Source organism: Pseudomonas sp. ASL3, from assembly GCF_056680425.1.
This window is the reverse complement of sequence record NZ_CM155281.1, coordinates 5660908-5675169: the sequence shown is the minus strand read 5'-3', so window position 1 is coordinate 5675169 and position 14262 is coordinate 5660908. Positions and strand designations below refer to the sequence as shown.

General features: G+C 60.3%; 11 protein-coding genes. 6 read left to right on the top strand and 5 right to left on the bottom strand.

Annotated features, from left to right (window positions below):
* Positions 1–76 precede the first annotated feature (76 nt).
* Positions 77–1516, top strand: a complete 1440-nt coding sequence (cls, locus tag AC1MEE_RS25910) for a cardiolipin synthase (RefSeq protein WP_480412339.1) — start codon at positions 77–79, stop codon at positions 1514–1516.
* A 48-nt stretch (positions 1517–1564) separates the two neighbouring features.
* Here cls and cfaB read toward each other — a convergent pair whose 3' ends face one another.
* The 5 genes from cfaB to hflK form a co-directional block, all read right to left on the bottom strand.
* On the bottom strand, positions 1565–2749 hold the full coding sequence (cfaB, locus tag AC1MEE_RS25905) for a C17 cyclopropane fatty acid synthase CfaB (protein ID WP_480412338.1): 1185 nt from the start codon (positions 2747–2749) through the stop codon (positions 1565–1567).
* 279 nt (positions 2750–3028) lie between these two features.
* Positions 3029–4969, bottom strand: coding sequence for a heavy metal translocating P-type ATPase (locus tag AC1MEE_RS25900; RefSeq protein ID WP_480412337.1), 1941 nt, complete (start codon positions 4967–4969; stop codon positions 3029–3031).
* Positions 4966–6024, bottom strand: a complete 1059-nt coding sequence (locus AC1MEE_RS25895) for an SPFH domain-containing protein (RefSeq protein ID WP_480412336.1) — start codon at positions 6022–6024, stop codon at positions 4966–4968. Before AC1MEE_RS25895 ends, AC1MEE_RS25900 begins: the two co-directional genes overlap by 4 nt.
* Entirely contained in the window at positions 6021–7052 is a 1032-nt protein-coding gene (gene hflC / locus AC1MEE_RS25890) for a protease modulator HflC (protein WP_480412335.1), read from the bottom strand. Before hflC ends, AC1MEE_RS25895 begins: the two co-directional genes overlap by 4 nt.
* An 11-nt stretch (positions 7053–7063) precedes the next feature.
* Entirely contained in the window at positions 7064–9058 is a 1995-nt protein-coding gene (hflK, locus tag AC1MEE_RS25885) for a protease modulator HflK (RefSeq protein WP_480412334.1), read from the bottom strand.
* A gap of 435 nt (positions 9059–9493) precedes the next feature.
* Here hflK and AC1MEE_RS25880 point away from each other — a divergent pair, with 435 nt between their 5' ends.
* The 5 genes from AC1MEE_RS25880 (at position 9494) to AC1MEE_RS25860 (ending at position 14258) form a co-directional block, all read left to right on the top strand.
* Complete coding sequence (locus tag AC1MEE_RS25880) at positions 9494–9808, top strand: hypothetical protein (protein ID WP_480412333.1); 315 nt, start codon at positions 9494–9496, stop codon at positions 9806–9808.
* Positions 9809–10030: 222 nt separating this feature from the next.
* Positions 10031–10654 carry a CDP-alcohol phosphatidyltransferase family protein gene (locus AC1MEE_RS25875; RefSeq protein WP_480412332.1) on the top strand — a complete coding sequence of 208 codons (624 nt, stop codon included), beginning with the start codon at positions 10031–10033 and terminating at the stop codon, positions 10652–10654.
* Between the two features lie 10 nt (positions 10655–10664).
* The gene (locus tag AC1MEE_RS25870) at positions 10665–12452 is read left to right on the top strand and encodes a bifunctional alpha/beta hydrolase/class I SAM-dependent methyltransferase (protein ID WP_480412331.1); all 1788 of its coding nucleotides are present in this window, start codon (positions 10665–10667) and stop codon (positions 12450–12452) included.
* Complete coding sequence (locus AC1MEE_RS25865; RefSeq protein ID WP_480416346.1) at positions 12449–13813, top strand: phosphatase PAP2/dual specificity phosphatase family protein; 1365 nt, start codon at positions 12449–12451, stop codon at positions 13811–13813. Before AC1MEE_RS25870 ends, AC1MEE_RS25865 begins: the two co-directional genes overlap by 4 nt.
* Positions 13803–14258: a hypothetical protein gene (locus AC1MEE_RS25860; protein ID WP_480412330.1), complete on the top strand. Its 456-nt coding sequence runs from the start codon at positions 13803–13805 to the stop codon at positions 14256–14258. Before AC1MEE_RS25865 ends, AC1MEE_RS25860 begins: the two co-directional genes overlap by 11 nt.
* The last annotated feature ends 4 nt before the right edge of the window (positions 14259–14262 follow it).

Sequence of the window (14262 nt, the reverse complement as noted above, 5' to 3'; positions counted from 1 at the left end):
CATCCTGAATAAAATAGCGACAATCCCCATTTGCTGTGGTCTGTTAGAGACTTATAAACCTGGAGCAACGTTGCGCATGGATTACCACAGCCTGTATTTCCTGGGTTACCTGATCGCTTTCACTCATTTGCTTGGCCTTATCGCTGCCATTCACGCGTTGCTCACCGTGCGCACCGCCCAAGGCTCGATTGCCTGGGCCATGCCACTGTTGTTCATCCCATACGTCACCCTCATCCCTTATCTGGTCTTTGGCCGCAGCACATTCGACGCCTACATCAAGGCCCGACGCCAGGCCAACCGGGAAATGCGCAAAGCCATCGGTGATCTGAACTGGCGGCCGTGGATCGAGGAGGCCGTTACGGCGCGGCGCTCGGCGGCTTATGCCTCGCTGCGGGCCATGCCGAAACTGGGGCGCATGCCGTGCCTGGCGAACAATGAGGTGAGACTGCTGATCAATGGCGAAGCGACCTTCGCCGCGATCTTCGAGGCTATTCGCAAAGCCAAACAGGCGATCCTGATTCAGTTCTTCATCATCCACGACGACGATCTGGGTCGGCGCCTGCAAAAACTGCTACTGGAAAAAGCCGCCGAAGGTGTGGCGGTGTATGTCCTTTATGACCGAGTCGGCAGCCACGCCCTGCCCGGCAGCTACAGCGAGATCCTGCGAAACGGCGGCGTGCAGATCAAAGCTTTCGCCACCCGCAGCGGCTGGCTGAATCGCTTCCAGGTGAACTTTCGCAACCACCGCAAGATAGTGGTGGTGGACGGCGTGTGTGGGTTTGTCGGCGGGCATAACGTGGGCGACGAATACCTGGGCAAACAACCACCACTGGCGCCGTGGCGCGACACTCACGTCGAGGTGGTAGGTCCGGTGGTTGCCTGCTTGCAGGAGTCGTTCGCCGAAGACTGGTTCTGGGCCACTCGCCAGTTACCGCCACTGATCCTGCCCGACGCCTATCCCGAAGACGGTGTGTTCTGCCAGCTTTTAGCCAGCGGCCCAGCGGACGCACAGGAAACCTGCTCGCTGTTTTTCGTCGAAGCCATTCATTCGGCCGAGGAACGGGTGTGGATCACCAGCCCGTATTTCATCCCTGATGAGGCCGTGTTTGCCGCGTTGCGCCTGGCAGTCTTGCGCGGCGTCGATGTGCGGATTCTGTTGCCATCACGTCCAGACCATTACGTGGTCTACGCCGCCTCCAGCCTGTTCGCGTTCGAGGCCGTGCGCGCAGGGGTGCGCGTATTCCGCTATAAGCCGGGCTTCTTGCATCAAAAAGTGGTGTTGGTAGACAGCGAGATCAGCGCCATCGGTAGCGCCAATCTGGATAACCGCTCATTCCGGTTGAATTTCGAACTGATGCTGCTGACCGTCGACAGCGATTTCGCCAGCCAAGTGGAGAGCATGCTCAATGACGACTTCGCCCTCGCCCGCGAAATAGCCATAGAAGAAAGCAAGGAAACCCATCGTTTGCAGCAGCTCGGCATGCGTATTGCGCGTTTGGTTTCGCCAATTCTTTGAGTGCTGTCTCGCTACGGGGGGCCGGAAACCCCGTAGCGATTGGCCAGATCAGCGGTACAGATCAGCTCGGGTCAGGGGCAAGCCATGGCTGCCATTGGCGTAGGGTTTGACCGCCAGAATCTGGTGTAGATTGATCCAGCCTCGCGCAAACGCATAGGCACAGCCGGCCAGGTAAAGCCGCCAGATGCGCAGGGTTTGTTCCGGCACCATCGTCGCAGCCTCCTCCAACCGGGCTTCCAGGCGCGCGCTCCAGTGTTCCAGGGTCCGTGCGTAATGCAGGCGCAGACTCTCGACGTCGACGATTTCCAGACCCGCTTCACTGATGTAGGCGCTGATCATCGACAGGTGCGGCAACTCGCCGTTAGGGAATACATAACGCTCGATAAAATCACCCGCGCCGCGTCCAACCGGACGACCATCGGTGTGCTTGGCGGTGATGCCATGGTTCATCACCAGACCTCCTTCACGGACCGCACCAAACAAGCGCTGAGCGTACAGCTCCAGATTGGCGTGACCGACGTGTTCGAACATGCCGACGCTGACCACTTTGTCGAAGCGTCCGTCCTGAGGTAGATCGCGGTAATCCAGCATCTGCAGCTCGACCTGATCCTGCAAACCTTCGGCCGCGATCCGTTCTCGGGCCAGGGCCAACTGCGCCTGGCTCAGCGTGATACCGTACACTTTCACCCCGTATTCGCGCGCCGCAAAGCGCGCGAGCCCGCCCCAGCCGCACCCGACATCCAGCAGGTACTCGCCCGGTTGTAGGCGCAGCTTGCGGCACAGGTGATGAAATTTGTCCTGCTGCGCTTGTTCGAGAGTCTCTTCGCCGGTCTTGAAATAGGCGCAGGAGTAGACCATCTCACGGTCGAGCCAGAGCTGGTAAAACTCGTTGGACAGGTCGTAGTGGTAGGAAATTGCCGCCGCATCGGTGGCTTTGTCATGCTCGGAGCGGACCGGTAGATAGGGGTCACTTTCATCCAGCAACGCTTGACTCAATTCATCGCAGACGCGGACAACTTCGCTGATTGAACCTTCCAGTTCCAGTCGACCCTCAACGAAGGCACTACCGAGCAAGTCCAGGCTGGGATGAGTGAATTGCGACACCAATTGTGGGTCTTTCACCACGATGGTGACACTGGGCATCGGGCCAAGATCGAGTTCATGGCCATCCCAAAGCTTCAGCCGGAGCGGCAGATGAAGATTCTGCAAAGCTGGTGGAAGTTGCGCGAGCATGTAGTAAACCCCTGTCCAGGCACTCAGGAAAAAGGGTAGTCCATAAGCAGCTCTAACGCCGGAACCGGCCGGCTATTGGCCTTATAGCTTTTGACTATGCGTTGAAATCTTGGGTTTACAGCCTATAGCCCCATTGTTTCGAGCCAATGTGCAGCCTGCAATGGAGAACCCTCACTACGAATGACTACTAATCTGTAGCAGAGTTCTACAAAGCTCAAGCGAATTTTTATACTTAAGGAGCAGGTCTATTCCGGCACTCTCAGCCTGATGCCCGAGTTCTCAGGCTTCTGGCATGATTTCCAACTTCAAGAGCGGCTCCTGAAAACGTAGCAAACGGCCGGCATTGCCAAGGACCAACAAGGTGCTGAGGTTATGCAGCAGCGCCGCGATCATCGCCCCTGCCGCACCCAGCAGACCGAAGGCGGCGAAGGCGACGATGGCCAGCGTCCAGCCCAGTCCGATGATGACGTTGACCTGCAAGGTATGACGGCACTGGCGACTCAAGCGCACGCATGTGCCCAACCGTCGCAGGTCGCTGCCGATCAAGACGATGTCGGCTGAAGCCAGCGCGATATCCGCGCCGCCCGCCCCCATCGCCACGCCCACCACGCCGGCTTTAAGCGCCAGCGAATCGTTGATGCCGTCACCCACCACCATGGGCCGAAAGCCGCTACTGATCTCGCCCATCACCCGCTTGAGTTTGTCTTCGGGCAAAGCCTGGGCCTCAATATCGCTGATACCGACTTCATGGGCAAGGCTGTCGGCCACGCTTTGGCGGTCGCCCGTCAGCAGCAATTGCCGACCCAGACCCAACTCACGCAACTCGGCGAGCGCCTGGCGTGCCTCAGGCTTCAAACTGTCGGCCAGCAACAGCCAGGCGAGGAACACACTGTCGACCGCCAGCCCGGCAATCGGGCCATCGTGAGTCGGCACCGGCGAAGTATGAATGCCAAGCTGCTCGAACAACTCCGGGCGGCCCAACGCAGCTTCGCCGTGCTCGGTACGGGCCACCACGCCCAAGCCCTGACGCTCATGAATATCGGTCAGTACCAGCAACTGATCCTTCTCCACCAATCCAGCCAACGCGCGGCTGACCGGATGGCTGCTGGCCGAACCGAGGCTGGCGGCCAAAGGCAGCAAACTGCCCTGCTGCGCCGACACCGCTTCGATGGACTGCAAGCGCAAGGTGCCATAGGTCAGCGTCCCGGTCTTGTCCACCACCAGCGAGGTGAGGTCCGCCAGCTCTTCGAGAAAGGCCGAACTACGAATCAAAATCCCGTGCCGCGCTGCGACCGCGATCCCGGCAATCGCCGTCGCGGGGGCCGACAATACCAGCGCACAAGGACACGCCGCGACCAGCACCGCCAGCATCGCCTGCGCGTCGTTGGTAATGAACCAGGTCACGGCAGCAATCATCAGCACCAGCACCATGTAACTGCTGGCATAGCGTTCCAGCAGCCGGGTAATCGGTGGCTTGGAGCGCTCGGCGCTTTGCATCAATGCAATCACTTTGCCCAGTGTCGACTCGTTGCCGATACGCGTGACCTCGATCCGCAACAGGCCATCGAGGTTGATCGCGCCGCCGAATACCTCAATGCCTACCCTGGCCTCAAGCGGCACCGATTCGCCCGTGATAGGCGCGGTATCGAGACTGGCTTGCCCGGATCGCACCACACCATCGGCGGGGACTCGATCACCGGCCCGCACTTCAACCAGATTGCCTGCCACCAATGTCGAGTTATCCACCTCTCGAACCGTGCCGTCAGCCTCGATCAGCCGCGCGTGACTGCGGGTCAGTTGGCCCAACGCCTGGATCGCTTCCTGGGAGCCGATGACGCTGCGCTCTTCCAGCACATGGCCGAAGATCATGATGATTGGCAGCAAGGCGGCGGTCATCAGATCGCCCGTGGCCCAGGCACCCAGCATCGCCAGCGCGATCAACTGGTCGGTGATGCCGTGCAGGCTCGGGTAGCGCAGGCTGTGCCAACCGGCACTGACCACCGGCACCGCGACCAGCAGCGATGCCACACCGAGCAGCAGCTGACTGACACCCGTCTGTTCGGGCGCAAAAAAACGCCACGCCAGCCCCAGAGCCAACAGGCCCAGCGCGAGCATGGCCAGGGTCAATTGCCGAGCGGCGCTGCGCTGTTCCGCACCGGTCAGCATATTGATGACGGGTTCGGTAGAAGCAGGCTCTGTGCTGGCTGCGTGGGCACTCATTGTTCAGCTCCCTGAATGATCAGGCGGGAATCGTCACGGGGGTCGACTGTGGTCACAGAACCTGCCTGACCGAGAATTTTTGGCACGCGCTCACGGTAGATGCGTAACAGCAAACCGGGGTCGCTTTTGTCATGAATCGACTGCGCCAGACTGGTCACGGTCGCGGTGTCGGCCTGCGCCTTAGCCAAGCGCTCGGAGGCTTGGGCATGAGCCACTTGCAACGTGCGATCGGATCGTTGGGTGGCGGTCTGCGTGAGTTTTTCCGCGTCGGTGCGCGCATTGGCGACCGCCTGATCCGCTTGCTGACTGGCGGTGAGGACGGCGTTAAAGGCGTTCACCGCTGCCGCAGGCAGACTCGATTGCACATCGACTCGGGCAGCTTCGATGCCCAGTCCGACGCCGGTGGCGGCCAGTTCGGCCAAGCGTTGGTTGATGCCACGAACCAGATCGCCACGCAAGCGCTCACGGCGCTCAGCAGCCTTACTGTCGGGGCTGACCAGTTCCGGGCGGGCCACCAGAATCGTGTCCAGATCCCGTGCTGCTGTCAGAGTCACCGCGCTGCGGTTCACCAGACGGTCCAGCGCTGGCAGTACATGTTCGCCCTGCAACACAAAGGCATAAGGGTCGGTCACCTTGTAGTACACCATCACGTCCAGCTGTACGACGCCAGCATCACCGGTCAGCAGAAAACCGGAGCCGGCCAACGCGTCGCTCATCGGTGTAACGAACGTGGCGACCCGATCCGCATCAAGGGCGGGCTTGGATCGCAATAGGGTTTCAACCCGGCGCTCGATCACCCGATCCGCCGACGGCAGCAGCACAACCTGCTCGAAAGGCTGCGGCCAGGCGGTGAGCAGCCCGGCGTTCTGAATGCGCTCCAACGCCCCGAGACGCAGGACCACCGCGCGGTTCTGCGGATCGATCTCACGCACGTTGGACAGTGCCCAGCCGAGCGCCGCCAGCAGCGTTACCGCATACAAGCCGAGAAACGCCAGACGACTCGCCTGCAACCAGGGGCTGCTGACGGGAGGTCTTTGATGGGCGACTTCACTCATGGTTGCGATCCGCTTTTGCCGTCCAGCGTCGGCGGACCCTCCACCAGCACACGGAACGGCGCGGCATCGGTACGCAGGATCAGCTTGGTGCCCGGCGTTACCACCGTGCCCAGGGTGTCCAGCGAGCGCAGCAGGTTGTACAGCTGCGGCGAACCGGCGTAAGCCCGGCCATAGATTTGCGCCGCTTCGACTCGAGATTGCGCCTCGATATCGGCGGCCTTCACCGTTGCATCCGCTTCGAGGATGCGTGCATCACGCTCGGCGGCCGAGCGGATCTGCGCCGCTTCGCGCTTGCCCACCGCCGTACGTTCGGTAGCAATGGTTTCCCGTTCGGCGCGCATGCGGTCGACCGTCGCGTTCAGGGTCACGGACGGCAGGGTCAAACGCTCGATGCCGACTTGCAAGACGCGCACGCCGTACGTGGTCAGCAATTGCTGCTCGATCTGCTGGCGCAACTGGCTTTCAAAATCGGCAATCCGCACCTGACTGGCGTCGGTATTGACCAGACTGGCCAGATCGAAGCTACTGGCGGTGGTTTCCAGCGCCGAGCCGACAAAGGTACGGATCTGCCGCGCGGCTTCGTCCGGCTGATTCTGCACGGCGCGCATAAAGCGCTGCACGTTGTCCGGGTCACCCTGAACCTGCCAGGCCACGTAGGCTTGAACGATGATACGCAGGCCATCGCGGGTGCCCACATCCTGCAAACCGCTGGAGGTGGTGCGCAAGCGCAGGTCAACCGGAATGGTCGCCTCGAACGGCGCCGGCCAGCGCCAGCTCAGGCCCGGCTCAAGCAGCACCCGGGAGGGATTGCCGAAACGGGTGATCACCGTGGCTTCGCCCGAACGCACTTGCACCAGGCTTGCAGCCGCCACGGCAAACGCCACGAGCAAGACCGCCAGCGCGGTTCGACGCCATGGGGACCCGGCAGCCGCCGACGCTTCGCCATGATGATGACCGTGGTGATGCCCGGCGTGGCCATGGTCGTGGCCAGAGTGATCGTGATGATCATGGGAGTGAAACAGACTCAAGGGACGACTCCTTAATGAACGGCTTTACGCGGCGCCGTTGGGTCTGCCGGTAGCGCAAAAGTACGCAGGTCAATGGTCGGAGCGGTGTCGCCGCCCAGTCTGTGATCGAGAACCAGCAACTTGGCGTGGGCCAGGCCCTGGCTCAGCTGCGTCAGGTATTGCTCCAGCAAAAATGCCTGGCCGGCATGGTCATACGCCTGACGCTCCGCACTGAAGCGCAAATCCGCACCTTGAGCCGTGGCCAGCACCTCACGTGCGCCGGCGGTGGCCTGATCTTGCGCCACGCTGGCCTTGAGCTGCGCCAGATTGGACTGCTCGCTGGCGGCACCACGCTCCCGGGAGATTAGCGCCTGAGCGCTGATTTGCGCAGCCTGCACTGCATGGTAAGCATTGGCGGCACCGGCCGGCGGATGAATTGACTCGACCACGGTCGCGAGAATTTCCACGCCGCTGTCCAGCGTGTTCAGATCAGCTTGCACCGCATTACCGATATCGGCAGACAGCGCCGAACGTTGCTCGCCGAGCAGTTCATCGAGCGTTCGCGAGGCAAAGTCATGCACCAACACCCGGCTCGCCGTGCTACGAATCAGCGTCGGCACATCGGCGCTGTTATAGGTGGCCGCCATCGCCGCCTGATCGGTCAGGCCAATGCGATAAACGAACCGCACGTCCATGTTGACGATCTGGAAGCTCTGTTTTTGGACATCTGGCTTATCACCGGGTCTATCGCCCGCGCTGCTGGCGATCACCTGAGACTTTTCGTTGATATGGCTCGCATCCCATAACCGGTTGGCGCTAAGCGGGGGTGGCCCTTCAGCGGGCTCCTGGACCTGCTCGACAGCGTTGGCGTCGGAAACACTGGTCGCCAGTTCATGCACCACGCCGTTTTCTACCGCCAGCACTCGGCCGAACGGCCATGGCAAACCCGCGTGCAAGCCGGGACCGAACACCTCCACCGGCTTGCCGAAACGTTCGTAGATCCCACGGCCTTGCATAGGGATTTCGTGCACACCGCTGAGTAACCAGCCAAGGCCCAGCACCACCGCCAACACCGGCAGGAAAGCCCGACGCATATAAGTGAACGCCCATATCTGACGCAGGTCGATGCCGAACCGGTTGTGCAATTCATGCTGCAAGGCCAGCAGCGGCTGCGGTGGCCAGCGCAACAAACCGGCAATAAAACTGCTGGCCAACAGGCGCGGCTCGATACGCTCACTGCGCGGACTGAACAAAGACATCACCGCGCGCAGCAGCAACTCCAGTGCCACCAGGCCAGGCAATAATCCCATCAGTACCGCAAGTCGCGCAGGCCATACGCGATCGGGCGCCGAGAAGAACAAGCACAGCGCACTGAGCAGCAGGCAGGCGATCGCCACTCGCGTCAATTGCGCCAACTGCGCGGCTTCAGGCCACTCGGCAGTCAGTTCGTGGGTCAGCTGCCGCTCCAGCACCAACAACCCGAAAGCCAGCAACAGGGTAATACCGCCCGCCAGGTTACCCGTCTGCCCCAGGCTCGAACCGACGAGGTTCCAGTTCCAGACCAACTCTACGGCGAACATCGCCAACAGCGCCCAGGCGCCGAGCCACAACGTAGGCAGACCGACCTGCGCCAACAGCGATAACCCGCCGTCGCTGATGCGGCCCAGCAAGCGCTCGTACCAACCCGATACTTGTTCAGGATCCCGCTCTATCTGTGCCGGAGGCGGTTCGATAACGGCCGCAACCTGCGTCGCGCCCAAGGTTTTCGCGCGCCAACGGGCGATCCAATACGCAGACTGCAGCCCGGCGACCAATAGCCACAGCGCCGCGACGTTGTTGATCAGTACCGCCGACCACAGCGATGCGGGCGAAAACAGCATGACAAACAAAGCCAGGACGAAGCCGAATAGCCCCAACCCTGCCAAACCGTAAGCCAGCCGCAACAAGCGACGGGCATGGAACGCGGCTCTTTGAAAGCGTGGCAAGCCATCAAGGCCGGCACTTTCACCATCCAGATCAACCCGCATCGACACCCCAGACCTTGCTCAATAGTGGAGACACACTGCCCATCAAAACCGCCCCTTGAATCGACCCGGACTGTAGATCAGTGGGCCAGGCCCGATGAGCGTTACAACATAACAGAAGTCGTGAAATTTTTGTTCAGTGGATTGGGTGGAACCAAACACCGATCCTGCGCCTAACTTCGATTCTGTAAGAGCCGGAGTATAATGCAAGACCAGTTAGTTGATATTTCCTACATATTAAATAGAAAAATCCTAAGCCATTAATATTTTTTACTTCGACTAATTCACCTATAACACTAACGCTTCCGTTACAAATTCAATCGCCCCGCGACTTGCCCCTCTCCTGTTGAATGACTAATATTCTCCAACTTTCCCGTGTCTATATGACGTTTAATCCTCAAAGCCACCGTGATTAACGCGTGTTACCAACGAACCCACATGAGCAAGCCCAACATGAATAAACATTGGGATTTCCGCCTTCCCGTGTGCGCTTCAGAAGCCGGTAATACAAGTTGTCTGACAATCAACCAACCCGGCTCGATACTGGGACTGAGCAATCTGCTGGATCTGATCAGCCATGAGATAAGCCAGGAAAACGACAAGCAAATTCACCGCCTCACGTTTAAAAGTGGCCAGACGTTGTACATCAAGGCCGATTCCCGCACGGTCACCGTCAGAGGCGCGCGTATCAACTTCGACTCCGACAGCCGATTTCCTGCAACCACTTTTCTCAGCGATCCGGCGACGCCTTAACGTCCTTCAATAACCCACGTCTACTGTATGAACCCAGCTGAATAGAACCTGAACGTGACTCGCTCACCGTCGGTGGACCTGACTCGCCTCTCGCCAGCGCGCCGATATCCGGCCTTTATTTTCCACCTGAGACCTGCGGCACAAACATCGCAGCCTGCTGCGCGATGACATGTGGTTCACTATCGCCCTGCTTCTTGCAACCACTGACAGGGACGGTTTCCAGTGATTTCAATCTATCAACTCAAGCCACGATTCCAGGGTCTTCTGCGGCCTCTGGTCCAACGCCTGTTCGACCGCGGCGTGACGGCTAATCAAGTTACGCTGGGCGCGTGTCTGGTCTCGATAGGGGTCGGGCTAACAGTCGGGATTTTTGCCGGTTACCCTTGGGTATTCGCGCTTGTACCGCTGTGGATGATCGTGCGCATGGCGTTGAACGCCATCGACGGCATGCTCGCGCGCGAGTTCGGCCAGCAGTCTCGGCTGGGGGCCTACCTCAACGAGTTGACCGACGTTATTGCCGACAGCGCACTATTCTTGCCTTTCGCGCTTATCACCGATGTGAACCTTGTGTTGGTGCTGCTGGTCACGCTGTTGGCGATTTTCAGCGAGTACGCAGGCGTGCTTGGGCCCATGGTCGGCGCGTCACGCCGCTATGACGGCCCCATGGGCAAAAGTGATCGTGCTTTTTGTTTCGGCGTGATTGGCGCGGGCGTCGCCATAGGCTGGCTGACGCCGTTGTGGATCAACACTGTCCTGCTGCTGATCGCCGCCCTGCTGGTTTATACCTTGATCAACCGCGTTCGCAACGGACTTGGCGAAGCCCTTGGAAACGACTCACAAGCATAAGGACATCACGATGCGTGAAGTGCAAGATCAGCGATTCAGCGCCCATGATGGGGTCGAGCTGTTTTATCGTCATTGGCCGACAACGATTCAGAGCCGCACTCTTCAGAACCCCAGTGTTCAAAGCCCGAATGCCCAGCGTCAGGCCGTGCTGCTGTTCCATCGCGGCCACGAGCATTCCGGGCGCATTGCGCATCTGGTAGACGAGCTGGATCTGCCCGGTTTCGACTTTTTTGCCTGGGACGCCCGAGGTCATGGCCAATCTCCCGGCGCTCGCGGCGATAGCCCGGGCTTTGCCACCAGCGTGCGCGACGTGCAAACCTTCATCGATCACCTGAGCGCGACCTACGATATCGCCGAAGACAACATGGCCGTCATCGCGCAAAGTGTCGGAGCGGTGATCGCCGCGACTTGGGCCCATGACTACGCACCGAAGATCCGCGCCCTGGTCCTCGCCTCGCCCGCATTCAAAGTGAAGCTTTATGTGCCTTTCGCCCGTACGGGCCTGAGCTTGATGCGCAAGTGGCGCGGCAATTTCTTCGTCAACAGCTATGTCAAAGCCAAATTCCTCAGCCATGATCCGGCGCGCATCGCTTCTTATGACAGCGACCCGCTGATCACCAAGGCGATATCGGTCAATGTGCTGCTCGGGCTCTACGAAGCAGCTGATCGTGTCGTGGCGGACGCTCAAGCAATCCAGGTACCTACTCAACTGTTGATTTCCGGTTCGGATTTCGTCGTTCATCGCGCCCCGCAAGAACGCTTCTTCGAACGGCTAGGCAGCCTGCGCAAGGAAAAACACATCTTGCCCGGCTTCTTCCACGACACCCTGGGCGAGCGCGACCGTCATCTCGCCCTCAACCGCGCCCGGCGCTTCATCCTGCAGAATTTCGAAGAGGTCATGAGCCGGCCGCCGTTGCTGGACGCCGATCTGCTGGGGGCCACCTGCGCGGAATCCGAAGAGCTGGCCGCGCCCTTGCCACGCAACACGTTGCGCGACCTGTATTGGCGCGTAACCCGCGCCAGCATGCGCCTGGGCAGTCAGTTATCCACAGGGGTGAAACTGGGCTTCGACACCGGTTTCGATTCCGGCAGCACCCTGGATTACGTGTATCGCAATCAACCTTCAGGCAAATCCGCGCTCGGACGAATGATCGATCAGAACTACCTACAATCCATCGGCTGGCGCGGCATTCGCCAACGCAAACTGCATGTCGAAGAACTGTTGCGTCTGGCCATGGCTCAACTGCGTGAACAACACCGTCCGGTGCGCATTGTCGACATCGCCGCCGGCCACGGACGCTACATTCTGGAGTCGCTGCAAGGCGTCGATCCGCTGCCCGAATCCATCCTGCTGCGCGACTACAGCGACATCAACGTGCGCAACGGCAGCGCCTTGATCGAGCAAAAAGGCCTCGGCCATATCGCCCGCTTCGTCAAAGCCGACGCCTTCGACCGCGCCGACCTGGCCGCCCTCGATCCCAAGCCGACTCTCGCGGTGGTGTCGGGCCTCTATGAGTTGTTCGCCAGCAACCCAATGGTCGGCGATTCGCTGGCCGGGCTGGCCGCGGCAGTCGAGCCGGGGGGTTATCTGGTGTACACCGGGCAACCCTGGCATCCGCAGTTGGAGCTGATTGCTCGCGCCCTGACCAGCCACCGCGCCGGTCAGGCCTGGGTCATGCGTCGGCGCAGCCAGGCCGAAATGGATCAACTGGTGGAAGCTGCCGGTTTCCGCAAAATCACCCAGCGGGTGGATGAATGGGGCATCTTCAGCGTATCTCTGGCACAACGGATCAATTGATGCCTGTTCGCGAACCGGGCGTGTGGAAACGCGCCGTGCTCTGGCTGGTGGTTCTGGCGCCGTTTTTCTTCGCCAGTTACGGTTTCGCCACCTGGTTCACGGCGCAGCGCAGCCAAATCGGCAGCCTGGTGTTTGACTGGGAAAGCCACATGCCGTTCTGGGCCTGGACCATCGTGCCGTACTGGTCGATCGATCTGCTCTACGGATTTTCCTTGCTGGCCTGCCTCAATCGCCGCGCACTCGACACCCACGCCTTACGCTTGCTTAGCGCCCAGGTGATCGCCGTCAGCTGCTTTCTTATCTGGCCGCTGCATTTCACCTTCCAGCGACCTGAACTGGACGGCGTATTCGGTTGGCTGTTCGCGGTGTTGGCCGGGTTCGACAAACCATTCAATCAGGCGCCATCCCTGCACATCGCGCTACTGGTGGTGCTGTGGGTCTGCTATCAGCGCTATCTGACCCATCGCCCAAGCCCGTGGCGTTGGCTGCTTCACGGCTGGTTCGCGTTGATCGGTGTGTCGGTCTTGACCACTTATCAACATCACTTTGTCGACTTACCCACAGGCGCGCTGGCGGGATGGTTCTGCATTTGGCTTTGGCCGGATGAAGGCCGCAGCCCACTGTTGAGCGCCCGCCCGGCCCAGCAGCGACAACGCGTGCGACTGGCGCTGCGTTATGCCGTTGGCGCGCTGGTGCTGGCTATCCCCGCCTTTACCTGGGCAGGTGCCTGGCTCTGGTTACTATGGCCGGCAGTTTCATTGGCGCTGGTGGCACTCAATTACTTGTTGTTCGACGCGACGGGTTTTCAGAAGCGTGTGGATGGCCGTTTAAGTCCAGCCGCGCGTTGGCTGTTTGCGCCCTATCTGGCAGCGGCGTGGATAAATTCGCGCCTGTGGACAAGTCGGCGGCCGGCCCCTGATGAAGTGTGCGACGGTGTCTGGCTTGGACGGTTTCCCAGCCAAAAAGAGCTTCGAGAAAGCCCCTTCAAGGCGGTTGTGGATATCTGTGCCGAGTTATCCCTTGATCCAGAAACGCGCGGCTATTGCTCGATCCCGGTCCTCGACCTCACGGCGCCCAGCGCCAAGCAATGTCTGGCAGCCGCCCACGCCATCGACAACCTGCGTCCCCACGGGCCGCTATTGGTCTGCTGTGCGCTGGGTTATTCGCGTAGCGCCACGGCCGTCGCTGCATGGCTGCTGTACAGCGGTCGTGCGGTCACGGTTGAAGCGGCCATCGCGCAGATCCGCGCCGCACGACCACAGGTGGTGCTGCATGATCCGCAGCGCCAAGCCTTGGAATGCATGCAAACACTCGATCAATTCGACTTACCCACAGTGCTGAAGGTGGCCGATGTCCGCTGAAATGCAATTACACATCGTCGCCAGTCTTTTACGCCGTGGCCGGGCGCTGGATCAGTTATCCACAGGGCTGACGTTGCTGGCGCTGGCGTTCGGCGTAGGGCAACTGTTACTGGAGCACTTCACCCCGTTGAATCTGCTGCTGATCACAGCAATCGTTGTGTTGGGCCTGATGGAAAAATACTGGGCCTTGCGCGTCGCATTCGACGCCGACCTGTTCAGTGTGCTGGCCGCCGAGCCCGAGCACTTGAGCGAACGCACGGTTGCCCTCGATCAGTCGCTGAATACGCTCGGCCTTCAACCTGCCGATCGCAGCGCAAGGCCCTGGACTGAACGCAGTCGCGGCGCCTTGAAGCTGCTGCTGCGCCAGGCAATATTTTTAGCCCTACAGGTCCTGCTCACACTGGGCGCCATTTTGATCGTCCCTTGGTTGTCCTTCGCCAAATAAGGAA